Consider the following 25190-nt stretch of genomic DNA (forward strand, 5'->3'; position numbering starts at 1 on the left):
ATAAGTATTTAGGTATATTTGACGTATGAGCAACATTAATAACATCGCAGTATTAACGTCGGGGGGCGATTCCCCAGGCATGAATGCAGGTATTCGTGCAGTAATCAGAACAGGAATTTATCATGGTAAAAATATGTTTGGTATCCGTAGAGGATATGATGGATTGGTTCAAGGAGACATTACTCCGATGGACGCTAAATCCGTAGCAAACATTATTCAACGCGGTGGTACCATTCTAAAAACTGCAAGAAGCGATGAGTTCCGCACCTTAGAGGGCAGACAGAAAGCTTACGAAAATTTAAAGAAACTTAATATTGATGCATTAGTTGTTATTGGTGGTGACGGAACATTCACAGGTGCATCCAAATTCATAGAAGAATTTGATATTCCAATCATCGGAATGCCCGGAACAATCGACAACGACCTGAATGGTACTGATTTCACCATTGGATATGACACGGCTATTAACACCGTCGTTGAAGCTGTTGATAAGATTCGAGACACAGCTGAATCCCATGACCGCCTATTTGTTGTTGAAGTGATGGGTAGGGACTCGGGATTGATCGCATTACGTTCAGGAATCAGCACGGGTGCTGAGGCTGTTTTAATCCCAGAATTAGAAGTGGATTACGACGCCATCATGAAGCGTTTGGACAAAACAAGGAAGAATAAATCATCACGTATTATCATTGTTGCTGAAGGAGATAAAGAGGGTGGAATGGTTGTAGCAGAAAAAATTCAAGCGAATTTCCCAGCATATGACGTACGTCTATCCATTCTAGGCCATATTCAACGTGGTGGTTCACCAACTTGTATGGACCGCGTTCTAGCTAGCCGCCTTGGTGTAGCTGCTGTTGAAGGATTGATCGAAGGCCGCAAAGGTGAAATGGCAGGTTTAATCTGTGGAAATGTACAATTTACGCCTTTCAACAAAGCAATTAAACATATCGATAAATTAAATGAAAATCTAACACGAATCGTGGAGATCTTATCATTATAATAAAGAAACAAGACTTTTTTTAAAAGGGGAATCCAGTTGGGTTCCCCTTTTTTTGTTATCTAAAATTTCTACCATTGGATTCAAAACCTGGACCTCTTAAGTTTTCCATTGAATTGCTCCTATTTTCCAGTGGATAGCTGGGCTCTGTATTGGTTCCGGTCGGGTATCGCTCGGGTTTTGCTCGTGTCTGGTCCGCACCTTGCAAGGATATTGTCCACAGCTCGTCCGCTTGTGAGCGGACGAGCTCCGGATAAGTTTTGGACAAGCTGCGGATGAGACACGAGCGAAACACGAGCAAGACCAAAGCCAAACCCAAGGAAAACACCGTTATGGGTTAGCCTTATTTTGAATTCTTTAGTTAATTTTAGATAAGCATGTTTACCTTTGTTTAAAATTAATTGCAATGCAGATAGCCCAACTCTACCAGATTTATAAAGAATTTCCAAAAGTATGTACAGACACACGTCAAATCAGTAAAGACTGCCTGTTCTTCGCCTTAAAAGGAGATAATTTCAATGGCAATAGTTTTGCTGAAAAAGCATTGGAAGCTGGAGCAAAATATGTTATTGTAGATGACAGAAACTTCTATAAAGAGGATCCAGCATATATTTTGGTGGATGATGTTTTGGGTGCTTTACAGGAATTAGCAAGGTTCCACAGGAAACATTTATCGATTCCTTTTGTTGGCATAACCGGCACCAACGGAAAAACAACAAGTAAGGAATTATTAAATAGCGTCCTCTCTCAAAAATTTAAGACTTATGCCACCAAAGGCAATCTCAATAACCATATCGGGGTTCCTTTGACCATCCTTGCATTAACTGAAGATATAGAGATAGCCATAGTTGAAATGGGCGCAAATCATGTGCATGAAATTGGATTTCTCTGTGGAATTTCTCAACCAACGCACGGCTTTATTACGAATGTGGGCAAAGCACATTTGGAAGGGTTTGGATCATTCGAAGGTGTGATGAAAGCTAAGGGCGAACTTTACGATTATTTAAAGGAGAATAATGGTCAAATCTATATTCAAGGAGATAATGAATATTTGATGCAGATGGCTCATGATAGAGGACTTAATCAGGTAATCTATTATGGTTATTCTGATAGAAATGATATTCAGGGCGGTTTAGTGGTTGCAGATCCCAATTTGACAATTTTTTGGAACAGCAAGGGTGCGGAACTGAGAAATGAAGTCAAAACAAATTTAACAGGTGCATACAACATCGAAAACATGTTGGCGGCTGTGGCATTAGGGAAAACATTTGGATTGAATACAGAGGAGATTAATCAAGGTTTAGGTGAGTATGTTCCTCAAAACAATAGATCTCAAATTACGAAAACTGAAAAAAACACGATTATCGACGACTATTACAATGCAAATGCTAGCAGTATGGCTGCAGCTTTGGGCAATCTTGCTGTAATCCAAGCTGACAGAAAGGTTGCGATTCTTGGCGACATGTTTGAGATGGGCGATCAAAGCGAGTTGGAGCATAAGAAAGTCATTGAGCAGGCTAAAAGTCTAAAGCTTGATCGATTGATATTTGTGGGAAAAGCATTCTATGCCTTGAGAGATGAGGAAGCGACTTATTATGAGAGCACAGAAGATTTAAAAAATGCACTGCTGGAAACTCCGTTGGAAGACTATATGATCCTTCTGAAGGCTTCTCGAGGCATGGCCTTTGAGAGATTAATGGAGGTATTATAATGTTAGACCTAAAGGGAGTACACCATATAGCCATTATCTGTTCGGACTATAAAAAATCAAAAACCTTTTATACTGAAATTTTAGGATTCGAGGTTATTCAAGAAATTTATAGGGAACAAAGGGATTCCTACAAGCTTGATTTAGCATTGCATGGCAACTATATCATCGAATTGTTTTCCTTTCCAAACCCCGCAGAAAGACCGAGTTATCCAGAAGCAAGCGGATTAAGACATCTTGCTTTTCAGGTAGTTGATATCGAGAAACAGGTTAAGATCTTGACTGATTTTGGTATAAAAACAGAGCCCATCCGTGTTGATGAAACAAGTAATAAAAGATTTACTTTTTTCACCGACCCCGATGGGCTTCCATTAGAACTTTATGAAATTTAGTCCTTACCTACCTCTAGGTTAAGTTCCTTTTCTTTATTAATTAGATTCGAAATACTGGTATCGTTTAAGATCTGCAGCATTGCATTTCTAACTTCGACAAAAGTATCTCTGATACCGCAAGCATGTTCTTCTACACATTCCTCGCAAGAGCGGTAAAAATTTAAGCTGACACATGGTAAAAGGGCAATTGGTCCATCAATAAGACGCATCACCTGAGACAAGTAGATGTCTTCAGGAGCTTTATTCAAGCTATATCCGCCACCAGCACCTTTTTTAGAATAAAGAATTCCGGCATTACGCATTTCAAGCAGGATTTGCTCCAAGAATTTCTTTGGAATTCGTTCTTCCTCTGCAATCTTGCCGATCTGCATAGGTTCTTTACCATAATTTCTACCCAATACCATTAGGGCTTTTATCGCGTATTTCGTTTTTTTCGACAGCATATCAAACCTCTCTGGTTCTTAATCTTCAAAAGTATAAAAAATAAAGCTTATTTCTGCAATACCTCAACAATCGGATTGCCTATAGAACCATTTGGTTCCATAACATGCAATAATGCCGAAATTGTTGGCGCGATATCCGTTATACCCACTGTTCTGTTGGAAGTACCATGTTTTATACCCCATCCCATAAACACCAGTGGAATATGAGAATCATAAGGTGTCCATGTACCATGCGTAGTACCAGTAGATCTTGGAGTACCGTCATACCACTGAGGTTCGGTAATAATTTGAATGGCGCCGCTGCGTTTACGGTTATAGCCGTTTATTATCTTTTCACGGATTTCAGCTGGAACCATCATGTTCTCGCCGCCTTCCATATCCACAACATAAGAAACCCCATCTTCATGTCTCAGCATTTTGATAATGGATTTCTTAATTTTTTCCTCATCCAATTTTGCCTTGTCAATTGCGGCATAGTTCAAGTGAACTTGGTAGTTCATCAAACTAATAACTAGGTTATCTGTACCAAATTCTTCTTTCAATTTGTCGTTAATATTTCTCTGCAATTGTCTTGAGAAGAAATACCCTCCGTTTCCGCGCATATCCATAAAATAACGTGAGTTATAAGAAGCGGCGTGGTCTGCAGTCAAGAAAAAGGTATAGTTACCTTTACCCACCGATTCGTCAAGATATTTAAAGAATGCTGCAAGTTCTTGATCTAGGCGAAGATAGATATCTTCAATTTCAACCGAAGACAAAGAATAGCGGTGCCCCACATAATCTGTTGCTGAAAGACTTACACAAAGAAAATCGGTTGCTTTTTTAGGGTTATTACCTAACTTTTCATTCTTGATAGCTTCTTTTGCAAAATCTAAGGTTAAGGTATTGCCATAAGGAGTAGACTTGATTAATTCATAGCCGGCATCCTTCATCAATAAAGAAGTTTTACGAGGGAAGGCAGCTGTTTCTTCACCGGCCCATTTTCCTTCATAAACATTATCGTCATCAATACTATTCGTTTTATAGGTATCGATTGGATAAAGTGTATTCCAATCTTGTTTTAAGTATTTATCAGCAAGTTTTTGTTTATTAAATCCGTTTACCCAATCAGGAAGGTTTTCCATGTAATAGGTACTGCTAATCCAATCTCCAGATTTTGCTTCGAACCAATAAGCAGCATTGGCAAAGTGACCAGCAGGTAGGATTCCGCCCCTATCTTTGATCGCAATACCAACAACTTTTGAATTGAAGTTTGTTGCCAATTTCAGTTGGTCAGTCACTGTTGAAGCCAAAAGGTTTCTTGGGGACTGTTTACCTTCTTTTTCTGTTGTACCTACACCTGCGACCGCATCATCTTGAGTACAATACATCGAGGTTCCAGTTTGCTGTTCGATCCAGTCATTTCCCGCAATGCCATGGATAGAAGGAACACTACCTGTGTACACAGAGCTATGACCAATAGCCGTAAAAGTTGGAACATAATTGATCACCGTGTTTTCACAGGAGAAACCTTCACGCAACAAGCGCTTAAATCCATCATTCCCGTAACGGTCCGCAAATCTGTAAAGGTAATCCCAACGCATTTGGTCTACCATTAATCCAACGACTAACTTTGGCCGCTCTACCTGTGCTGAAAGCAGGGTACAGAAGCATAAGAACAACATAGAAATACTTAACTTTCTATACATTATTTAAAAATTTAGGGTTTAAAATTTAGGTGACGTTTTAAGAAATCACCCGTATAAGAGTCTTTACATTGAATTAAATCCTCCGGTGTTCCAGTAAATACAATTTTACCACCTTTATCGCCTCCTTCCGGACCAATGTCAATGACCCAGTCAGCGGATTTAATCATATCTAAATTATGTTCGATTACTAAAACAGTATTTCCTAAGGCTATCAAGGCATTGAAGGCCTTTAATAGTTTGCTGATATCATGAAAGTGGAGTCCGGTCGTCGGTTCATCAAAGATGAACAAAGTTTTCTTTTGGTTATTCCCTTTGATTAAGAAAGACGCCAGTTTAATCCTTTGTGCTTCCCCGCCGGATAAGGTACTCGAAGACTGACCCAACTTAACATATCCTAATCCCACTTCTTGCAAAGGAATTAATTTATTGAGGATCTTCGGTTGATCTGCAAAGAACTCAATTGCCTCATCGACACTTAACTCTAAGATATCTGATACTGACTTCTCTTTATATTGCACATCCAGGACATGTTGTTTGAAACGCTTACCTCCACAAGCTTCGCATGGCAAAATAATATCTGCCATAAATTGCATTTCAATCTTCACGACACCTTCTCCTTGACAAACCTCACATCGTCCCCCTTCCACATTGAAAGAGAAGGCGGAAGGTTTTAATCCATTCGCTTTCGCCGCTGGCAAAGAAGAATAGAGGGATCGAATTTCATCCCAAGCTTTTACATAAGTTACCGGATTGGAACGGGAAGAACGCCCGATAGGATTTTGGTCAACCATCTCAATCTGTTCAACCTGATCGATAGCTCCTTCAATTCCATCGTACAAACCAGTTTGTTCACCCGAATAGGATCCGATTGCCTTTTGTAAGGCCGGATATAAAATTCGCTTAACCAATGATGTTTTCCCTGATCCGGAAACACCGGTTACTACCGTAAAGACGTTCAAAGGAAAGTCTACATTGATGCCTTGAAGGTTATTCTCTCTTGCGCCATTGATGCGTATGCTTTCATTCCACTTTTTGCGCTTGGCAGGAACTTCAATAGCATTTTCTCCATCAAGATATTTTCCGGTTAGGCTATTTTTATCTTTTAATATCTCTTTATAGGTTCCTGCAAAAACAAGTTCGCCCCCATTAATTCCGGCCTCCGGGCCGATGTCAATGAGGTAATCTGCAGCCTCCATCATTTCTTGTTCATGCTCCACGACGATAACCGTATTTCCTGCATCACGTAAGGATTTCAGGACTCCGATAAGTTTTTGTGTATCCCGAGGATGGAGACCAATACTAGGTTCATCTAACACGTAGATAGATCCAACTAAGGAAGAACCCAATGAAGTCGCCAGATTGATCCGCTGGGATTCACCACCCGAAAGACTATTACTCAGACGGTTAAGCGTTAGATAACTCAATCCTACATCACAAAGAAACTGAAGCCTATTTACAATTTCTGCTAACAAGCGTTTTGCAATAATCGCTTCATTTTCAGTAAGCTTTAGATTTTTAAATAAATCCAATGCTTGTTCCAATGGGAGCAATACCACATCCGTGATGGAATGACCGTTGATCTTCACATAGGAAGCATCCTTGCGAAGCCTAGTTCCTTTGCATTCAGGACAATCCGTTTTACCTCTGTACCTAGAAAGCATTACCCTATATTGAATTTTGTAGGTCTGTTCTTCCAGTTCTGCAAAAAAGTCATTTAATCCGCGAAAATATTTATTACCTGTCCAGATTAATTCCTGCTGTTCTTTGGTTAAATCGGCATAAGATCGATGAATTGGAAAATCAAATTTAAGAGCAGATCTAACGAGTTTATCTAACCAAGTCCCCATTTTCTCGCCTCTCCAAGGGGCGATAGCACCATCAAATACGGACCTGCTTTTGTCGGGAATGACCAAATCAGGATCAATCCCTATAATTTTACCGTAGCCTTCGCATCTTTTACATGCGCCATACGGGTTATTAAAACTGAAAAAGTTTGCCGTAGGCTCTTCGAAAGTAATTCCATCCAACTCAAACTTGTCCGAGAATTTGAAAATTTCATCATCAATCTGAACCTCACATTCACCTTTCCCTTCGAAATAAGCAGTTTGTACCGAATCTGCAAGCCTATTGATGGTATCATCATTATGCTCCAATCTGACACGGTCAATAACAATATGGACATCATCTGCTTTAACGGAAGAGTTGGCGATTGACTTATCTTCGATAATCGTTTCGATTTTTTGAATTTCATCATGGAGCTTCACCCTCACGAATCCTTTTTGAAGGAGCAATGAAAGTTCTTCTTTTAACTTTCTATTATTACTTGGAATTAAAGGGCTGTAAATGGTAATGGTAGCATCCTCAGGATATGACAATATCTTATCAACAATAGATGTTACGGTATCCTTACTTACGACTTCGCCAGAAATTGGGGAGATTGTTTTACCAACCCTCGCAAATAGGAGTTTCAGGTAATCATAAATTTCAGTTGAAGTCCCTACGGTTGATCTCGGATTACTGGAGATGACCTTCTGTTCGATGGCAATTGCAGGAGCAATTCCCTTTATATAATCTACGTCAGGTTTATTCATGCGTCCCATGAATTGCCTAGCGTAAGAGGATAAACTTTCTACATATCTGCGTTGACCTTCAGCATATAGGGTGTCAAAGGCAAGGGATGATTTTCCGGAGCCAGACATTCCAGTCACAACAACCAGTTGATTCTTAGGAATTTCAACATCAATATTTTTGAGGTTGTTGACACGTGCGCCTTTTATCTGAATATGGGATTTTGGAGTATGAGTAGCATTTTTTTGCATAACTTTCAAAGTTAGGCAAAACAGATGAAAAGACGCCCCGGTAAACTAAACAAAAAGAATTAGTTTACAACATAGTTACAAAATTACCGAGGTAGTTTTTCGGGTCTTGGCATACGGTATTTCGTCGCTGTGATAGCTTCAAGGAAAGCTGCAACCTGCCTGATTTCATCTCTAGTTAGATCCAATTTTTTCATCAATGGATCAATACGAGGGTGCATAGGGTCGGCTTCTTGTTCAGCATTTTTAGGGTTATTCATCGCCATGCCGGAATTATACATGTTAATGACACCAATGATATTATCAAATAGACCATTATGCATCCATGGATTTGTATTCATGACATCCCTTAATGAAGCGGTCCTAAATTTCCCAACATCTTTAGGGTCTTTCGTCACGTTATAACGCCCTAAATCCTCATATTTACGTTTGTAATAGGTTAGTCCAATATTGTGAAAATCTTCATCAGTAAAATACTGACCATTATGGCAGTTCATGCATCGAGCTTTGGTTCTGAAGAGATGTAAACCGGCGATTTCATCATCATTCAACGCTTCATATTTACCATCTAAGAATTCATCAAAACGGCTTCTTTTAGAAGTTAATGTGCGTTGAAAGGAGGCAAGTGCACTCATTATTTCCGGCATAGAGAAATCTTCATCACCAAATGCTTCTTTAAAAAGTCTTTTGTATTCTGGGATCGCTTTTAGTTTCGGGACCAATTTGGTTAAATCCATAGCCATTTCATTATGAGCTTCGATTGGACTTAATGCCTGTTCTTCGAGGGAATTTGCTCTTCCATCCCAGAACATGCTTTTTCTAGCAGCAACATTCAATAAAGAAATTGTATTTCTATTTCCTACCAAATGATCATGCCCTACCGGTACTGTAGAATGATCGCCCCAAGAGGTTTGAGGATTATGGCAAGAACTGCAGGATATCTGGTTAGAACCCGAAAGTATAGGATCAAAAAACAGGAACTTGCCCAGTTTTACCTTAGGCTGCTCCATTAAAGAAAAATAGCTGGTATCTAGCTTTGGTAATGATTTGAACTCCTCGTACACTACAGCAGAATCAATAGTAGGTTTAGGCCATTCACTAATTGGTTTGCTATATAAACCCCTTAGATCTTGAAAACCTTTGTCATTTAGGAAAGCAGTACTTATTACAGTAATTCCTAAAACCAAACCTATAATTAATATTCTCTTCATTTTAACTTCTAAAACATTAGCCCAAGGGATAATGAATAATATTTTTGTTTTATTTCAGTAGATGTTTGGGCATGCGCCTTTACAAAAGGTTTTATCTGTTTACTTAACACAAAATCATATCGCGCTTCAGCAGCAATTTGAAATGGTTCGGAAGTGAGATAAGCATAATTATGATTTAATAAATCAGCTAAAGCTATTCCTTGCGAAATATTGAAAGTCGATTTTTTATCAATAACCTTTTGCTTCTGCAAATTTAAACTAATTCCAAATAATCCCTCGTTTAATTCAAACAAATACTGGCCCTGTACTCCAACTTTTACAATATCAGCGACTTGCTCACGAAATGGATTGATATATTGTTCTTTCAACTGGGAATAATTTGCATAGGGTTTGATACTCCAATCTTTCTTCCCAAAATAAGCTTCTAGGTTATAATTGAAGTTATAATATCGATAGGAAGAAATTTCAGATATTTTGGTATATCCACCGGTATTCGCGCCATCGTTATTAAATAATCCTTCGGAACCTTTTCTGGTTTGAAGGTCAATAGTTGCCAAAGCTCCGTATCTTAAATCAGCAATCTCATTGAAATACCCTAATTTTCCGGAAATTATCTGATCTGTCCAGTTATTCGCACTTGCAGAAGATAAGGGGAGTGTCCTTTCACCAGTATTTTGTACTATAGCCGCTTCTGCAAATAGGCCATTCTGATTTTTTGGGGCAAGGGAAAATTTTGCATTGAAACCGTTTACAGCATAAAGGTTTGCCCCGGAAGATTCTGAAGACCCGGATAGAAGCGCATTATATGAGGCTAAGCCATTGAAATGATATATACTTGGCCTTCCAATTTCTGCTACAAAGGCTAAGGTATTTCGCTGTTTGTAGGACCTGGCACCAAAATTTACGGATAAAACAGAATTAGAAGTAATGGAATATCCTAAACCAAGGTTTGCATAAATATCTGAGGAATTATTATTCGGCCGTGGATCTATTTTTCGATGGGATAGATTGGCCTTGTAGCCAGCTTCTCCTGCAAAAACCCAATCTCCATACTCCTTTGCTATACCTCCTGAAAATTGATAGGTTTCCATATTTAAATTTCCACCAACAGAGTCAGCAATGACATAAGGAAATACAAGTTCAAAATCCGAAGTTTCATTGAATTTTAGGTTCTGAACCTTAACATTTTCATATTTAGCATTTCCCCAAAGTGTCATATTCGGGAATGCATCCTTCATATAAGAATCCGTGGCTATTTTAATACCCTTATCACCGGAGCCTAATTGATAATTATAGCGTTCTTTATTTTCGGAAATATAAGAGATATCCACAGGAGTCATTGATTGTTTATATTGAAACGGTCTCAAGGCCGGACTTTTATAAAGATTATTTCTAATAGCAGCAGCCTGGTCAGTCCTTTCCTGAATTCCCTGTAAATGAATCTGCAGGGAATCCTGAGCTTTTACCACAGCAAATGATAAACAAACAAAAACAACTATGGATAGCAATCTTATCATTCCCTTATTTAATTGAAGGTGTAGTAGCTGGATTAAAGTCTACCGTAGAGTTGTTCGTATCTTGAAGAAATTGTTTACCATCAACCAATGTTCCTAAAGGCTTACGCGTTACTGCCTTGCCATATCTTTCCTTATCTGCTTTCACCAAACCGGCATAAGACCAGCCCATATCTAATGTTGGTGCTGTGACTAACCATTCAAATCCAGTTTTTACGGAAAGATTAACAGCATCAATAATATAATTGTTAGGCACTTTATAAGAATCAAAATTCATGGTCCTGCCATTTGCTGCTACATAGCTATAAGTATATGCATTGTCAGATTTGAACTTTTCTGGGCTCATTCCTTCAGGCAATCGACCCATAACATATGCTGTATATCCTTGGTTGTGCATTAGCATATTTCCAGAAATATTGATGGCATTTGGAACTTGTGGGTTATCGATATTGATCGTTCCGATTAATTCGATTTCAAAATTCGCATTGCTTAAATCAATAGAGTTCGGGTTTGCCTCTTTGTGATTTATAGCATTATTTGCGATAACAAAATCACCTCCCGGAGCAATAGGATATTGCTTTCCTGTACCTGGAAGCATGAAAATACCATCAGAAGTCACCGCATCTTTCATGATATCCGGAGAATAATCCCTTTTGGTAATCGTTAAGAAATCAGACTGAGCAAAAAATAAACCGTCTGCATACAAGGTATCTGAGGAGTTATTATGGATTAAGAAATACTTATCTCCGTTATATTGTTTTCCCTCAGGGGTCATGGTTCCGGTAAAGAAAATTTCCTTGAACACAAAGTTTGCAGAAGGATCAGAAAGGAAAGTCTCCAAGGAGATATTAGTTGTTTCTGAATTGACAACAAGATTTGATTTTCTTGCCTTAATTTTCATTTTCTTATCATTACCATTCACTTTCAAAGTGATGTCCCCTTCCAAAGAAGCGGTATAGGTACCATAGGTCAGATTTGCTTTAACGGTATCTTTTCCCGTACCAAGCGATGAGGAAGTGATAACTTGGGTGTTAATCTCCTGCATTTGAACCGTTACATTTTCTATAGTATATTCTCCAACCAGTTTGGAGTTATCTACCTTTATTAAAACATTCGATCTCGATTCTAGGAATTCGTCCTTCATACATGAGCTGAGCGAAAACAGCATAAGACCAAAGTAAAGCCAGTTTAAAAGTGATTGATTTTTCATTCTTGTTGAGTTACTAAATTTTAATATTTATTTCCATGCCGAAATATGGATTATCGGCAGCATTATTTCTTCTTATAAAAGAATTGCCATATTGCGTGTAATTAGGTTTATAGATAAATAATCTATTGACAAACATGGCAATCCTAATTTTTTCCTTAATTACCTTGGTCGCTTTGACATTGACCAAAAGATCGATAGGCTCTGTGAATTTATTATATAAATAGGGATCTGTTTTCAGATCAAAACTTCTCAATATTGGATCGTTGCGATCCGCTTCCGTATACGTATGATAGTTTTGGTCAATATCGTAATATCCGATAGGCAGATCGTCTCTGAATAGTCTTTGGCTAGTATTATACCAACTACTTTGAAAGGACACGGAAAGATTAAATCCTAATTTTGGCAAATAGGAGTCGGCGGTTAAGTTGGTATTAAAAGCTTCATATTCCCCACCATTTGTACCATTTTCATATAGAGCAACGAATTGCCTTACTTTGCCATCCGTCACTAAGTTTGGACTGATAACCGAATAAACAGGCTGAGTATTTTTATTGAAAATTTTAAGCCATGCTCCATTAATAGTAAATCGGGTGTTGATTCCCGGGATTCGTTTTGAACTAAATTGATATTCAATACCGCTCTTTTCCGTCAGACTACCATTCTCATTTTTTGTATAACCATGATATTCTGATTGATCAACATAGGTAAAATCTTCAATGGATGGTTTATTCGTGAATGTTGCAGGATCAACCGATGTAACATCATATTTTCTTAATGCAATTCTATTAAATAGAATAACCTCCCTAAATCCATTGTTCATTTTCTCGTTAAAATAATTAACAGACAGGGTATTCCCTCCAAGATCTAATTGAGTTCCTACTTCCCATTTTTTGTTCGTTGCGGGTTTTAGGTTAAAATTTGTTGGGTCATAAATATTTGTTATTCCCCAAGCAAGTCTATGATCAGGGTTGTTTGGATAATAGGCAAGTTCAGCTATATCATTATAACGTAGGGTTGGATATAACAAATTTTGAGTTGGCATTAATGTTTGGATCCCAACTCCTGCAAAGACATTTGATTTCAATGGCTTTCCAAAGATCAACACTTGTGGCAGATGAAACTTTCCATTATAGCGAGGCTCTGCAAATACTTTACCTGCAATATCATATTGCTGATCTAAATTCAATTGGGTGAAAGCCCGGATACCCAAATTGTTTTCGAACAATACATTACCCAAAATAATAAAGAACCTATCTTCGGCAAATAATGCCAGGCTGCTCATTGCTGGTATTTCACTCAAGTTTCTAGGTCTAGCAGAAATAACACTACTTAATGGTTTATTCAAATCATATTGTTGTCCTTTTCCCAAATTCTTAGCATAGCCATATTCAAAACCAGCTTTTATTTGATGCTTCACGAATGCATTCAAGCTCCAATTGCTAATTCCTTTGAAATTAATATCTAAGGGACGGCTATCTGTTTGCATTTCTGCAATGTAACTGGACGTTAAAAATGACATTTCACGGCTTCCAGCAACCAGCGAGTTCATTAAGATATTTACGGATAGCGGTTGGACTAATTTCGTTACGTCAATCTGATTTGAAGCATGATTAACATTCAAGCTTAAGGTCGCATTTCGAAAGGCTTGTTTTGGCTTCGAGGAAAATAATTTCAAGCTATTACCTACGCTAATCCGTCTGATAGCATTGCTGTATCGATCTGTATTGGCGTAGTCATTGTCAGGGTCGAACCTTTCGTTATCAATGGTTGTATTAAAGTCGATGTTATGATTCCAGGTAAGGCGATATTTCTCAAGGTTCCATGCTTTCTCTCCTCTTGCAGAACCATTAATCCTTTTAAAATTATTAAATATGTTGGTGACATCTTGATTTGAAGTGAGATAACCCGCATCAAAGTTCAGTTTATAATTCTTTTTAATTTCAAACCCTTTAGCAATGCTGAACAGTTTACCATGACCATCCGCTTTTAATCTTGCCGACCATGGTTCATATCCTTTTATCCGTTCAATCTTCACAACGCCACTGGTGAGATTTCCATGTTCAACAGATGGAATTCCTCTGATGATCTCAATTTTTTCGATATTATCCGTGGCAATCGTACGCGTATCAATACCAATATTGGAGGCATTCCTACCGTCATTCACATTTCCGATTCCCAATCCTACCGTCGGATCGATCATAGACTGCGAGTTTAACGTCATGCCATCGACTGAAAACATGGTTCCTAATGAATTGGTGGAATAACCAGACATAGCAGCCCCAAAAGGAGTTCTTAAATTAATTCCTCTAACATTTTCAAGGCTTTGAGAACCTGTTCGACCACCAGGAAGCAGCTCCATAAGATCTGCAAAACTTGAAGGCTGAAGGTGCTGCATGGCATCTCGCGTAATGATAGAGCTGGTACTGATGTTCTTTGACTCGATGGCAGTGACATGAACCGCATCGATATTGATTTCATTTTGATTAAAAACTACATGGGTTTCACGATTAGCGTCAATTTGGAATGAACGTGTAATCGGTTTAAAACCTATATGGGAAAATTGCAATTGATAGGTTCCTTTGGGGAGATTATCAATGATGAAAAGGCCTTGCTCATCAGTTAAGGTATTGAAGCTTGGATGCTCTTTGACCTCAATGGATACACTGTTCAAGGGTTCACCTTTATTATCCTTTACTGACCCAGAAATAGAATATAACTGGGCAAGGCTGTATAGAGGTGCGAATACAGTAATGAGTAATATATATAAACTTTTCAACAAAGAGTAATTAAGACTAATTCTAAACTACGCAAAATAACGCAAAAAAAATTAGACTCTAAAACCGATTTTCAAATTATTAGGTACAATACTTGGTTTTAAGCCGTTTATAAACAATTAAGTTTAAACAACTTAAAAAAAGCAACAATAAGAATTTATGCTTAATCTTCTTCTTGATTTTCTGATTCAAGTTTCTGCAGGAGTTTTTCCACTTCAGCTTCCGATGCTGTTAATTTGGCTTTACAAATGGTCAACAATTTAGAAGCCCGATTAATTTTTTCAGTTAATTCATCGACGGCTATTTCACCGGATTCGATATCTGAAACGATTTCCTGCAATTCTTCGAATGCTTCCTTATAAGTGTAGTTATTTTCCATGTTCTTCCTCTTTTTTAATCACTTCAGAGATGATTTTTCCATCCTCCAATTGGATCTCCAAATGCGAACCAATCTCTACTTGATTTAATTTATGTACTGATTTACCGTTAATCCGGACAATGCTGAAACCTCTTTTGATGAGGTGGATAGGATTGACTATTCCTAATATTCGTTCTAGATGATGAATTTGCGCCTGACTTTCCCTTATCGTTTGCCTGCTGAACCTTAACAAGTGCAATTGAAGATTGTTAATATCCGCTTTATCTTTTAATAGAAGCGTTTTGCTATTCCAGGAAATAGCAGAGACCATATGTTTTAGCTTCGCACTTTCTTCTTCAAAATTACGGCGTACGGCTCTCAGGATGCGCTCTTGAGCCAAATCTAATGGGATTGCAAAATTATGGAATTTCTGAAGGAGGAAATCAGCCAATTCACTAGGCGTAATGGCATTTTTATAAGCCACCATTTCACTTACAGTTTCATTGGTGGAATGTCCAATCCCGGTAAGAACCGGAATAGGAAAAATAGCAATGGCTTTGGATAAGAAATAATTGTTGTAGGAACTGAGTCCAACATCCCCGCCACCACCACGAATAATTGCAACCGCATCAAACTCCTCTAATTTACCCGCAATGACCTCCAATTGATTAATGATCGATGTAATCGATTTGTCCCCCTGTAGCAAAGCAGGAAATAAGGTACATTCTATTTTATAGCCCCATGGATTTCCATTGATAATCTTAAAGAAATCCGAAAGCCCCTTGCTGGTTTCTACAGATATTATAGCCAACCTTTTGGGAATTAATGGGAAAGGAAGCTGCTTATTCGCATCAAATATACCTTCCTCAGTTAATTTTTTGATGCTTTCTCGCTTTTCTTTTTCCAATTCTCCTAGAACAAATGTTGGATCGATATCGACGATCTTGAGGCTGAACCCGTAAAGCGGGTCATAGGAAATTGCCGCTTGAAACAACATGGTGATCCCTTCGCGAAGGGGTTCGCCCAGGACCTCTTTGAATTGCCTGTTTATGCGCTGATAATCCATTTTCCACAAAATGGAACGCATTTCAGCAACGACCTTTCCTTCTTTTTTCTCAAGCAATTCGGGATAGCAGTGACCAGAATGGGAGTAATGATTGAGTTTATTCATCTCTGCTTTTATCCAATAAAGGCTTTTATATCGCTCTGCAATCGTCTTTTGAATGCTTCGAGATACTTCCGATAAGGTAAATACAGTTTTGTCGTCCACTAATTCAGGCATAGTTCAAATATACAGAATTATTACACGCTCATCATGCGTGTTTGTGCGTTTTATTAGTACATTTACTGTAAGAAATCCTAAAACAATTATGATTCGTTTATTAAACTTTCTAGCCTTATGCCTTATTTGCGGCTTATCTTCTGTTCAGGCTCAATATAAACAAGTGCTCAAGAATGAAACCGTATTATTAAACAACAATGGCAACATAATTCCATTTGCGCGCTTGGATAATCGCAGGATAGCAGTGATCACCTCAGACAGTGTAAAATATGCTCCATTCATTCAAACTTTGCAAAGGTATGCGGAAGTCCAAAGTTTTGGGTTCAATCAATATGATGAGCACACCAAATACTATAATACGATCATAGTAGCAGGTAGTGAGGAAGAGTTAAGACCTGATTATTTGGCAATGGTTTTGCAATCGGCAGTAAATCGTAAAGATGTAATCTTATGCAGATTTGGGAAGCAAACGAATTATCTGAATATAGGCTTATCTGCAGCGAACTTGAGTCGTTTTGCAAGTATCCTTAGTGCGGGAAATCTGGATGAACAAGGTCAGGAAAATGCCGCAATGTCCATTTTTGGAGGTCTAGGTATTACAGAAGGCAATATTAAAACTGCACAAACCCGTCTTCAATATTCAAGGGGTAAACAATCGGGATTGGATATTGCCAAAATGACCAATCAAATTGATGCAATAGCAAAAGATGCGATTGAGCAACATGCAACGCCCGGCATGATGGTCATGGCAATCAAAGATGGTCAGGTGATTTTCGAAAAAGCCTATGGCTACCATACTTACGACAAAAAAGTAGCGAATAATATTCACGACATCTATGACCTTGCCTCTATCAGTAAGATTGCAGGCACAACTCCGGTCGTAATGCATTTGCAGGAAAAGAACATTATCAATTTGGATAGCACCATGGGGCATTACCTTTGGCAAGCGAAAAATACAAATAAAGCAAACATTACTTTAAGGACCGTATTACTTCATGAGGCAGGATTTACACCTTTTATTCCATTTTATAGAAGCCTTAAACCAGGGGATATCAGTAGAACGCTGGATAATGAGCATCAGGTTAAAGTTGCCGATAATGCCTATTTAAAAACTAATTACTACAGAGATGTCATGTGGCCAGAGATGCTAAAATCTGATGTAAAGCCCATTGGAAATTATGTATATTCTGACATCAGCATGTACGTCATGAAAGAGGTTTCAGAACATGAAACATCAACCCCTATGCAGGATTATGTTCAGCAGTTATTGTATAGACCAATAGGAATGAAAACCGCGGGATATCTACCGAGAGATCGATTCTACAAAGATCAGATCGTACCTACCCAAAATGACACGGCTTTCCGTAAGGTATTGCTGCAGGGCTATGTACATGATGAAGGAGCTGCCATGGCAGGAGGTGTAGCGGGCCATGCAGGTTTATTTGCTTCTGCAAATGACCTTGCTATCTATGGACAGATGCTATTAAACAGAGGGGAGTATGGTGGTGCCAGATACTATAACCCTGAAACCATTGATATGTTTACTTCGAAGCAATCGAAAACTAGCAGAAGGGGATTGGGTTTTGATAGATATGATCCAAAGAAAGGTGCTGATTATCCCTCTAAACTGGCGAACCCATCTGTTTACGGGCATACCGGCTATACTGGAACATGTATCTGGATTGATCCAAGCAATCAATTTATTTACATCTTCCTTTCAAACAGGGTGCATCCTCAGGTTTCCACAAAAATTTACGATTTGAATGTTAGAAGTAGGATTCAGGACGTTATTTACGAGACTATCTTTAACGCTAAATAATGAAAAAGCTTTTCATATTGACTTGCCTAATCGGCGGAATGGTTATCAGCAGTAAAGCTCAAGACTATAAAAAGATCCATGAGGACATGATTGTCGTTGATGGGCATAACGATGTCATTATTACGAGCATTTTGCCGGGAAAGGACATCGGGAAAAGATTGAAGACTGGACATACGGATTTGCCTAGGTTAAAGGAAGGTGGGGTAGACGTTCAGGTATTTGCTGTATGGTCTGATGATAAAAAGTGGAAGAAGAATGCCTTTAAGCATGCAAATGATCAAATTGACGCGTTAGAAAAGCAAATCAATAATAACCCTGACAAGATTGAGCTGGCAAAAAGTTATGCCGACATTGAACGAATAAATAAATCGGGCAAGATTGCAGCAGTAATAGGAATTGAAGGTGGAAATATGATCGAAGGTAGTGAGGATAATCTGGAAGCGCTTTACAATCGTGGCGCAAGATACCTCACACTAACATGGAACTATAATCTTCCATGGGTTACCGCTGCAGCTGAAGAGGTGAAGACGAAAGATAAAAAAGGTAAAGGATTAACAGAAAAGGGTAAATCCATAATCCGCAAGATGAATGAGCTTGGCATGATGGTCGACCTTTCCCATGGTGGTGAACAGACTTTTTATGATGTATTGAGCGTCACTACGAAACCGATATTAGTGTCGCACAGCAATGCCGCGGCATTGACTCCACACTACCGTAATCTGAAAGATGCCCAATTGGAAGCTCTAAAGAAAAATGGCGGCGTAATCGGTGTGAATTTTTATTCAGAATTTCTAGACTCTGATTATCCAAAAAGAGTTAGAAATCTTTATTTTAAATCGCACAAGAAAGATAGTACGAATAGGAATTATTCAATCGGGAAAATGTATTCTGGACTATCTGCAAAACAGAAAAACCTCGCGAATGCACCTCTTGAAAGAGTACTGAAACATATCGACTACCTGGTAAGTAAAGTCGGAATTGATCATGTCGCTATTGGTTCGGATTTCGACGGTATTGAATCTCCTCCTCAAGAATTAGAAGATGTGTCTAAATTCCCTACTCTGACCAAAGCTCTGCTCGAAAGAGGCTATAGCAAGGAAGATATCGCCAAAATTATGGGGCTGAATTTTTTAAGGTTATTGAAGGAGAATGAGGGAGACAATAGACAGTAGACAGTAGACATAAGATTTTTCTGGCGGGATAAATGTTTTGGTTGTTTTTTCAATGCCAGAGGCATGACATATCTATAGAAAAAATAGAAATAAAACACACAAACGCCGTAGGCGTGGCATGTTTATAGCCAAATAAGAAGGGGCTTTGAAAACGTTTCATCGCAATGCACCTTATCGGGACTTCGACAGGCTCAGTCACCGATAACAGCTCGGGACTTCGACAGGCTCAGTCACCGAAAGGGACCAACACCTCATCCACCGATAGCGTCATGTTTCCTTATGCCAATATAAAAAACAAAAAAGGTCAAGGAGAACTCATTCACCTTGACCTTTTAAAACTATCTAGACTCTTATGTCTTATGTCTATTGTCTTATGTCTACCTCGAGTATCTAAACTGCTGTTTGTCCATCATACCCATCTGAGCTTTCATCATTTTGATCTGCTCTTCTAAAAGTTTATTCTTATCGGCTTTTTTAGCTTCAGCAAGTAATTTTTCTGCTTCACGTTTATTTCTTTTTGCCATTGCAATACCTGCCAAGCTTAATTTTGCAAGAGCAACGTTATGGTCCATATGAAGGCCCATTGTCAATGCTTTCTTGAAATATTTTTCGGATTGAAGAGGAGCGCGTTGAGATTCAATTAACCCCAATAGCATATGGTAGTAACCGTGTTGAGCAACGATCAATTCCTTTTCGTAATTTTTAATCTTATTAAGCCATACTTCTGCTTTGTCCATACGTTCTTTACGTAGGAACCATTGAGCGATTAACATTTTCTCATTAAAGAAAACGGTAACCCAAGCTAAAATAGTAATCAGAATTGCTAAAATTCCCCATCCCCATTGGCCAATCCAAAACAACGCAACCGTGCCGATTACCAACAAACTACAAATTATAATTCGAACTATATTTGACATAATAATGCTTAATACTGTAAGTTTGCAAATATCCGTTTTATTGCTGTAGTATACAACTTGTTTACAGCAAAATAATGTAAAATTTTATATAAGCATATGTCAGAACGTTACGACACTTCATGGGACTCCCTGATAAAACCACTGTTTCAAACTGAAAAAATGAAAGGTTTATCGGAATTTGTAGGACAAGAAAGATCATTATATAAAGTATTTCCAGCGAAGGATTTGGTATTCAATGCATTTAAACTAACCCCTTTTACTAATCTTAAGGTTGTCATATTAGGACAGGACCCCTATCATAATGATGGTCAGGCGCATGGGCTTTCTTTTTCGGTTCCTGAAGGAATAGCTATTCCTCCGAGTCTTCGAAATATTTACACTGAGCTAGTAACCGACATTCCGGGCTTTAGATATCCCAATCATGGCAATTTAACGAAATGGGCTCAACAAGGTGTGTTATTATTAAATGCAACCTTAACAGTACGTGCTCATGAGGCAGGATCTCACCAAAAGAAAGGTTGGGAAAACTTTACCGACGAAATTATTAAAGGAATTTCAGATCAAACAGAACATGTTGTCTTCCTCTTATGGGGCAGTTATGCAATAAAGAAATCTGCTTTGATAGACAGCAATAAGCACCTTATATTGACGGCAGTTCACCCTTCGCCACTTTCTGTATATCGAGGATTTTTTGGCTGTTCACATTTTTCAAAAGCCAATGAATATTTAGGAAGACATCAAAAAATGCCGATTGATTGGCAGGTTTAGCTTGCTTTCAAGCAATCCAATTAAGCGTAGCGTTCAATAAGATTTTTAAACTTATAATCTTCTGTGGATAGCACTTCAATATGATTGATTCTTATTTTTTGATTGTGCTGTAAGATATGAGTAAACATTAAATGGCTATCATAGGTAATTTCCCATTCACTATGAAAATCGATTGCCTGCATGGCCTCCCCTAATACGACATATTCCAGGTTACCTTGTGTTGTATATCGACTGATTTCAATGTGGGAATCCGGCCTTTCCACCAAGTAATACCATGCTCCATCGCCTACGCCTCCTAAATATTTTGCATGCTTAGGAACGGTGATAGGTTTTGACCCAAAGTTTACTGCGCCAATAATGAGGTCATTAGGCAAAAGACTTGCTTTATTTCGAAAAACATTATCCCCTAATTGTTTAACCAAGAAACAAAAGGACTTCCAACGATTCATTTTAAATGTTCTAACCCCTTCATCAGGGGTATAACTACTGACCATTCTACTATCGCATACGTTAACGATATTGCTAATAGGACTTGCTTTGATTGTTTCAGGAAGATTGATTCCATGCCAGAAATGATATTTTGGGGAGGATTTCATCAGCATTCTGGTGATGAATCGAGAGCAATTGTTGTTATTTTTCGCCACGGCACCATAAGGGTAGGTACCTGCTTCGACGCACTGATCACCATAGGTTTTTGCAATCTCAAAATCAATTTCTTTAGCAACACTAAAAAACAGTCTGCCTTCCCCATACATCGCAGCTTTTAATCCCTCGAAGTAAGCGACAATTTCATCCAGATTCTGAATATTTCCCTTTGATATTTTTGCTTTTATGTCAATTTTCAGCATAGGATCGGAATCCTTGGATCTTGCACGTCCGTAACCTCTTGGAGTTATATATCTGCCAAAGTCGTAGAAGAACATTTCTCCGGATTTATGGTCTACCAATACAACACCGGTATGTCCCACTTTAAAATTTAAGTTTTTAACAACACCAATCTTTTTGAAAAACATCATCCATTTTTCATCGCCACGAATCGTAGCGTCAGGCCATGTCAATATGATTGCGAAATCTTGAAATGCCATAGGATCAGTTTAATATTCTAAAGGTACAATAGGTTCTTTTTTACTAGTTGACATGATCATCATGGTCTGAAAAGTCTTCACAAAAGGAATTTTGGAGATTTTTTCCATAATAACTGCTTCGTATGCTTTGATATCTTTCACATACACCTTCAGCATGAAGTCACAATTACCGGTTACGTGGTGGCACTCGGTCACTTCCGGAATTGCACGGACAGCCTCAACAAATTCAGGAATTGCGTTATGGGTGTGAAAATCCAGGGAAATCTGGATAAAAGATTTTATTCCTAGTCCTAGTTTTTCTTCATCTACAAAAGCATGATAACTTTTGATAAATCCAGAGTTTTCTAATTTGCGTACTCTTTCCAATGTTGGAGCTGGCGAGAGACCAATATTGGTCGCCAACTGCAAATTTGTAATACGTCCGTTCTCTTGAAGGAGCTTCAAAATTTTTAAGTCCGTTTTATCTGGCTGGTAAGACATAGGCTTTTCAATAAAATTAAAGAACGATAAATATACAAAATAATATTTGGTTTTTACCAATGTCAATTTCCAATTTGTTGGCAGGGAACGATATAAATACCCTCTATATAGTTCATGGTGTCAAATCAATTTTTATTATAACAATCATTAAATTGTCATAATAAAACGATTCTAAATAGCCTTAAATGCACAAGAAATGACTTTTGTCATTTTTTTAATCAAAACTGGTGTAAGTAGAACACAAAACAGGCTATTTTATGCTTTTTAAGTCGTAACTTTGCAAATCAAAACAGTGGGGGAAATCCCATTAATAAAGTGAAAGAGATATGAGCACCAAAGACGACGATTTATTAAAAGAGTTAGAGCTCGAAGAATATAAGTACGGTTTTACGACCGACATCGAGATGGAGATTGCTCCGAAAGGGCTAAATGAAGATACAATTCGTTTAATTTCAAAGAAGAAAAACGAACCTGAATGGCTATTGGAATGGCGTTTAAAGGCTTATCAACATTTTTTAAAGATGAGCATGCCAACCTGGCAAAACTTCAAGAATCCAGAAGTTGATTTCCAAGATTTATCTTATTACGCTGCACCTAAGCCGAAAAAGCAATTGGAGAGCATGGATGAAGTGGATCCTGAATTATTGGCAACCTTTGCAAAACTAGGAATTCCCTTGGATGAGCAAAAAATCCTTGCCGGAGTTGTTGCCGTGGATGCCGTGTTCGACTCGGTATCTGTAAAGACAACTTTTCGTGAAAAACTGAAGGAACAAGGGGTTATTTTCTGTTCATTTGGTGAAGCGGTTCAAGAACATCCAGAATTAGTTAAACAATATTTGGGAACAGTAGTTCCACAGACTGATAACATCTATGCAGCATTAAATTCAGCTGTATTTTCTGATGGATCATTCGTATATATTCCTAAAGGCGTTCGTTGCCCGATGGAACTTTCTACCTATTTCCGTATCAATGCTCAAAACACTGGGCAATTTGAACGTACCTTAATTATTGCGGATGATGATTCTTACGTTTCTTACCTAGAGGGCTGTACAGCTCCGATGCGTGACGAGAATCAATTGCACGCTGCTGTTGTAGAATTGATCGCGATGAAAAACGCTGAGATCAAGTATTCAACTGTTCAGAACTGGTATCCAGGAGACAAAGACGGTAAAGGTGGTATCTATAACTTTGTAACTAAACGTGGTATCTGCAAAGGCGACCATTCAAAAATATCTTGGACTCAGGTAGAGACAGGTTCAGCAATTACATGGAAATACCCAGGAGTTATCCTGAAAGGAGATCATTCAGTGGGAGAGTTTTACTCTGTCGCGATGACCCGTAATATGCAGTTAGCGGATACTGGGACTAAAATGATCCATTTAGGAAAAAATACTCGTTCAAAGATTATTTCCAAAGGTATTTCTGCTGGAAAGAGTCACAACAGCTACCGTGGCTTAGTTAAGATTGGCCCTAATGCAGACAATTCAAGAAACTTTACGCAATGTGATAGTTTATTGATTGGCGACCGTTGTGGAGCACATACATTCCCATATATCGAGAGCAAAAATAAAACGGCGACTTTAGAGCACGAAGCAACAACTTCAAAAATTGGTGAAGACCAAGTTTTTTACTTGAATCAACGTGGTATCGATTCAGAGAAAGCGGTTGGTCTAATTGTCAACGGTTATGCGAAAGAAGTATTGAATCAATTACCAATGGAATTTGCCGTTGAGGCACAAAAATTATTAGCGATCTCATTAGAAGGATCGGTAGGATAGAAATATAGAATAGAATATGTTAAGCATTAAGAATTTGCATGCGTCGATTGACGACAAACAAATATTAAAAGGACTGAATTTAGAAGTTAAGGCCGGAGAAGTTCATGCGATCATGGGCCCTAACGGTGCAGGAAAGAGTACATTAGGAAATGTACTTGCTGGTCGTGACTCATATGAAGTTACTGATGGGGAGGCTATCCTAGATGGTGTTGACTTATTGGAATTATCTCCAGAAGACCGCGCTCGTGAAGGACTATTCTTAGCATTTCAATATCCTGTTGAAATCCCTGGAGTATCAAATATCAACTTTTTGAAAACGGCTGTTAATGACATCCGTGAATATAAGGGATTACCTCCAATGGAAGCAAAAGACTTCTTAAAGATGGTAAAAGAGAAACAACAATTGGTTGAATTTTCAGCAAACCTGGCAAACCGTTCATTAAATGAAGGTTTTTCAGGTGGCGAGAAAAAGCGTAATGAAATCTTCCAGTTAGCTATGTTGAATCCAAAATTATCCATCTTGGATGAGACGGATTCAGGCTTGGACATTGATGCATTGAGAATTGTGGCAAACGGTGTAAACCATTTGCGTTCCAAAGACAATGCGTTTATCGTGATTACACACTACCAACGTTTGTTAGATTATATTGTGCCTGATTTTGTTCACGTATTACACAATGGTCGCATTGTAAAATCTGGAACGAAAGAATTGGCATTAGAATTAGAAGAAAAAGGTTACGACTGGTTAAAAGAATTAGATACGCAAAACGCCTAATCA

General features: G+C 38.3%; 21 protein-coding genes. 8 read left to right on the plus strand and 13 right to left on the minus strand.

What is annotated here, in order from left to right:
• The first annotated feature begins 25 nt into the window (after window positions 1-25).
• Window positions 26-1000: a 6-phosphofructokinase gene (gene pfkA / locus E0Y80_RS11520; protein ID WP_156307825.1), complete on the plus strand. Its 975-nt coding sequence runs from the start codon at window positions 26-28 to the stop codon at window positions 998-1000.
• Between the two features lie 55 nt (window positions 1001-1055).
• Here the strand turns inward: pfkA and E0Y80_RS11525 are convergent, their stop codons facing one another.
• Window positions 1056-1265, minus strand: coding sequence for a hypothetical protein (locus E0Y80_RS11525; RefSeq protein ID WP_156307826.1), 210 nt, complete (start codon window positions 1263-1265; stop codon window positions 1056-1058).
• A gap of 138 nt (window positions 1266-1403) precedes the next feature.
• Between E0Y80_RS11525 and E0Y80_RS11530 the strand changes: the two genes are divergently transcribed.
• Both E0Y80_RS11530 and gloA2 read left to right on the plus strand, forming a co-directional pair.
• A complete protein-coding gene (locus E0Y80_RS11530; RefSeq protein WP_156307827.1) occupies window positions 1404-2708 on the plus strand; it encodes a UDP-N-acetylmuramoyl-tripeptide--D-alanyl-D-alanine ligase in 1305 nt (434 codons plus the stop codon).
• The gene (gloA2, locus tag E0Y80_RS11535; protein ID WP_156307828.1) at window positions 2708-3097 is read left to right on the plus strand and encodes an SMU1112c/YaeR family gloxylase I-like metalloprotein; all 390 of its coding nucleotides are present in this window, start codon (window positions 2708-2710) and stop codon (window positions 3095-3097) included. Before E0Y80_RS11530 ends, gloA2 begins: the two co-directional genes overlap by 1 nt.
• Here the strand turns inward: gloA2 and E0Y80_RS11540 are convergent.
• From E0Y80_RS11540 to xseA, 9 genes are all read right to left on the minus strand, one after another.
• Complete coding sequence (locus tag E0Y80_RS11540) at window positions 3094-3540, minus strand: RrF2 family transcriptional regulator (protein ID WP_099369382.1); 447 nt, start codon at window positions 3538-3540, stop codon at window positions 3094-3096. The genes gloA2 and E0Y80_RS11540 overlap by 4 nt on opposite strands.
• Window positions 3541-3587: 47 nt before the next feature.
• Window positions 3588-5228 (minus strand): alkaline phosphatase PafA, encoded by a 1641-nt coding sequence (gene pafA / locus E0Y80_RS11545; protein WP_156307829.1) that lies wholly within the window; start codon window positions 5226-5228, stop codon window positions 3588-3590.
• An 11-nt stretch (window positions 5229-5239) separates the two neighbouring features.
• Window positions 5240-8047 carry an excinuclease ABC subunit UvrA gene (gene uvrA / locus E0Y80_RS11550; protein WP_156307830.1) on the minus strand — a complete coding sequence of 936 codons (2808 nt, stop codon included), beginning with the start codon at window positions 8045-8047 and terminating at the stop codon, window positions 5240-5242.
• A gap of 83 nt (window positions 8048-8130) precedes the next feature.
• A complete protein-coding gene (locus E0Y80_RS11555; protein WP_156307831.1) occupies window positions 8131-9255 on the minus strand; it encodes a cytochrome-c peroxidase in 1125 nt (374 codons plus the stop codon).
• 8 nt (window positions 9256-9263) lie between these two features.
• Complete coding sequence (locus E0Y80_RS11560) at window positions 9264-10772, minus strand: DUF6850 family outer membrane beta-barrel protein (protein WP_156307832.1); 1509 nt, start codon at window positions 10770-10772, stop codon at window positions 9264-9266.
• Between the two features lie 4 nt (window positions 10773-10776).
• Window positions 10777-11979 carry a DUF4876 domain-containing protein gene (locus E0Y80_RS11565; protein ID WP_156307833.1) on the minus strand — a complete coding sequence of 401 codons (1203 nt, stop codon included), beginning with the start codon at window positions 11977-11979 and terminating at the stop codon, window positions 10777-10779.
• A 13-nt stretch (window positions 11980-11992) separates the two neighbouring features.
• Window positions 11993-14755 carry a TonB-dependent receptor gene (locus tag E0Y80_RS11570; protein WP_156307834.1) on the minus strand — a complete coding sequence of 921 codons (2763 nt, stop codon included), beginning with the start codon at window positions 14753-14755 and terminating at the stop codon, window positions 11993-11995.
• Window positions 14756-14916: 161 nt separating this feature from the next.
• Window positions 14917-15132 carry an exodeoxyribonuclease VII small subunit gene (gene xseB, locus E0Y80_RS11575; RefSeq protein ID WP_156307835.1) on the minus strand — a complete coding sequence of 72 codons (216 nt, stop codon included), beginning with the start codon at window positions 15130-15132 and terminating at the stop codon, window positions 14917-14919.
• The gene (gene xseA / locus E0Y80_RS11580; RefSeq protein WP_156307836.1) at window positions 15122-16393 is read right to left on the minus strand and encodes an exodeoxyribonuclease VII large subunit; all 1272 of its coding nucleotides are present in this window, start codon (window positions 16391-16393) and stop codon (window positions 15122-15124) included. Before xseA ends, xseB begins: the two co-directional genes overlap by 11 nt.
• A gap of 88 nt (window positions 16394-16481) precedes the next feature.
• Here xseA and E0Y80_RS11585 point away from each other — a divergent pair, with 88 nt between their 5' ends.
• Window positions 16482-18212: a serine hydrolase domain-containing protein gene (locus E0Y80_RS11585; protein ID WP_156307837.1), complete on the plus strand. Its 1731-nt coding sequence runs from the start codon at window positions 16482-16484 to the stop codon at window positions 18210-18212.
• On the plus strand, window positions 18212-19384 hold the full coding sequence (locus E0Y80_RS11590; protein WP_156307838.1) for a dipeptidase: 1173 nt from the start codon (window positions 18212-18214) through the stop codon (window positions 19382-19384). The genes E0Y80_RS11585 and E0Y80_RS11590 overlap by 1 nt, the downstream gene beginning before the upstream one ends.
• A gap of 377 nt (window positions 19385-19761) precedes the next feature.
• Here the strand turns inward: E0Y80_RS11590 and E0Y80_RS11595 are convergent, their stop codons facing one another.
• Entirely contained in the window at window positions 19762-20301 is a 540-nt protein-coding gene (locus tag E0Y80_RS11595; protein ID WP_156307839.1) for a DUF2892 domain-containing protein, read from the minus strand.
• 96 nt (window positions 20302-20397) lie between these two features.
• Between E0Y80_RS11595 and ung the strand changes: the two genes are divergently transcribed.
• A complete protein-coding gene (ung, locus tag E0Y80_RS11600; RefSeq protein ID WP_156307840.1) occupies window positions 20398-21069 on the plus strand; it encodes a uracil-DNA glycosylase in 672 nt (223 codons plus the stop codon).
• Between the two features lie 20 nt (window positions 21070-21089).
• On the opposite strand, the gene E0Y80_RS11605 is transcribed toward ung, so the two are convergent.
• Complete coding sequence (locus tag E0Y80_RS11605; RefSeq protein WP_156307841.1) at window positions 21090-22154, minus strand: DUF6695 family protein; 1065 nt, start codon at window positions 22152-22154, stop codon at window positions 21090-21092.
• A 9-nt stretch (window positions 22155-22163) separates the two neighbouring features.
• The gene (locus tag E0Y80_RS11610) at window positions 22164-22634 is read right to left on the minus strand and encodes an Lrp/AsnC family transcriptional regulator (protein ID WP_093101265.1); all 471 of its coding nucleotides are present in this window, start codon (window positions 22632-22634) and stop codon (window positions 22164-22166) included.
• A 326-nt stretch (window positions 22635-22960) separates the two neighbouring features.
• Here E0Y80_RS11610 and sufB point away from each other — a divergent pair, with 326 nt between their 5' ends.
• Both sufB and sufC read left to right on the plus strand, forming a co-directional pair.
• Window positions 22961-24412: a Fe-S cluster assembly protein SufB gene (gene sufB, locus E0Y80_RS11615; protein ID WP_156307842.1), complete on the plus strand. Its 1452-nt coding sequence runs from the start codon at window positions 22961-22963 to the stop codon at window positions 24410-24412.
• Between the two features lie 16 nt (window positions 24413-24428).
• Window positions 24429-25187, plus strand: a complete 759-nt coding sequence (gene sufC, locus E0Y80_RS11620; RefSeq protein WP_156307843.1) for a Fe-S cluster assembly ATPase SufC — start codon at window positions 24429-24431, stop codon at window positions 25185-25187.
• The last annotated feature ends 3 nt before the right edge of the window (window positions 25188-25190 follow it).

Source organism: Sphingobacterium endophyticum (assembly GCF_009733535.1).
Lineage (GTDB): Bacteria > Bacteroidota > Bacteroidia > Sphingobacteriales > Sphingobacteriaceae > Sphingobacterium > Sphingobacterium endophyticum.

Bases quoted from the DNA above. Each gene is read 5' to 3' on its own strand.
- pfkA (WP_156307825.1), top strand. From the start codon at position 26: ATGAGCAACATTAATAACATCGCAGTATTAACGTCGGGGGGCGATTCC.
- E0Y80_RS11530 (WP_156307827.1), top strand. From the start codon at position 1,404: ATGCAGATAGCCCAACTCTACCAGATTTATAAAGAATTTCCAAAAGTA.
- gloA2 (WP_156307828.1), top strand. From the start codon at position 2,708: ATGTTAGACCTAAAGGGAGTACACCATATAGCCATTATCTGTTCGGAC.
- E0Y80_RS11540 (WP_099369382.1), bottom strand. From the start codon at position 3,540: ATGCTGTCGAAAAAAACGAAATACGCGATAAAAGCCCTAATGGTATTG.
- pafA (WP_156307829.1), bottom strand. From the start codon at position 5,228: ATGTATAGAAAGTTAAGTATTTCTATGTTGTTCTTATGCTTCTGTACC.
- uvrA (WP_156307830.1), bottom strand. From the start codon at position 8,047: ATGCAAAAAAATGCTACTCATACTCCAAAATCCCATATTCAGATAAAA.
- E0Y80_RS11555 (WP_156307831.1), bottom strand. From the start codon at position 9,255: ATGAAGAGAATATTAATTATAGGTTTGGTTTTAGGAATTACTGTAATA.
- E0Y80_RS11560 (WP_156307832.1), bottom strand. From the start codon at position 10,772: ATGATAAGATTGCTATCCATAGTTGTTTTTGTTTGTTTATCATTTGCT.
- E0Y80_RS11565 (WP_156307833.1), bottom strand. From the start codon at position 11,979: ATGAAAAATCAATCACTTTTAAACTGGCTTTACTTTGGTCTTATGCTG.
- xseB (WP_156307835.1), bottom strand. From the start codon at position 15,132: ATGGAAAATAACTACACTTATAAGGAAGCATTCGAAGAATTGCAGGAA.
- xseA (WP_156307836.1), bottom strand. From the start codon at position 16,393: ATGCCTGAATTAGTGGACGACAAAACTGTATTTACCTTATCGGAAGTA.
- E0Y80_RS11585 (WP_156307837.1), top strand. From the start codon at position 16,482: ATGATTCGTTTATTAAACTTTCTAGCCTTATGCCTTATTTGCGGCTTA.
- E0Y80_RS11590 (WP_156307838.1), top strand. From the start codon at position 18,212: ATGAAAAAGCTTTTCATATTGACTTGCCTAATCGGCGGAATGGTTATC.
- E0Y80_RS11595 (WP_156307839.1), bottom strand. From the start codon at position 20,301: ATGTCAAATATAGTTCGAATTATAATTTGTAGTTTGTTGGTAATCGGC.
- ung (WP_156307840.1), top strand. From the start codon at position 20,398: ATGTCAGAACGTTACGACACTTCATGGGACTCCCTGATAAAACCACTG.
- E0Y80_RS11605 (WP_156307841.1), bottom strand. From the start codon at position 22,154: ATGGCATTTCAAGATTTCGCAATCATATTGACATGGCCTGACGCTACG.
- E0Y80_RS11610 (WP_093101265.1), bottom strand. From the start codon at position 22,634: ATGTCTTACCAGCCAGATAAAACGGACTTAAAAATTTTGAAGCTCCTT.
- sufB (WP_156307842.1), top strand. From the start codon at position 22,961: ATGAGCACCAAAGACGACGATTTATTAAAAGAGTTAGAGCTCGAAGAA.
- sufC (WP_156307843.1), top strand. From the start codon at position 24,429: ATGTTAAGCATTAAGAATTTGCATGCGTCGATTGACGACAAACAAATA.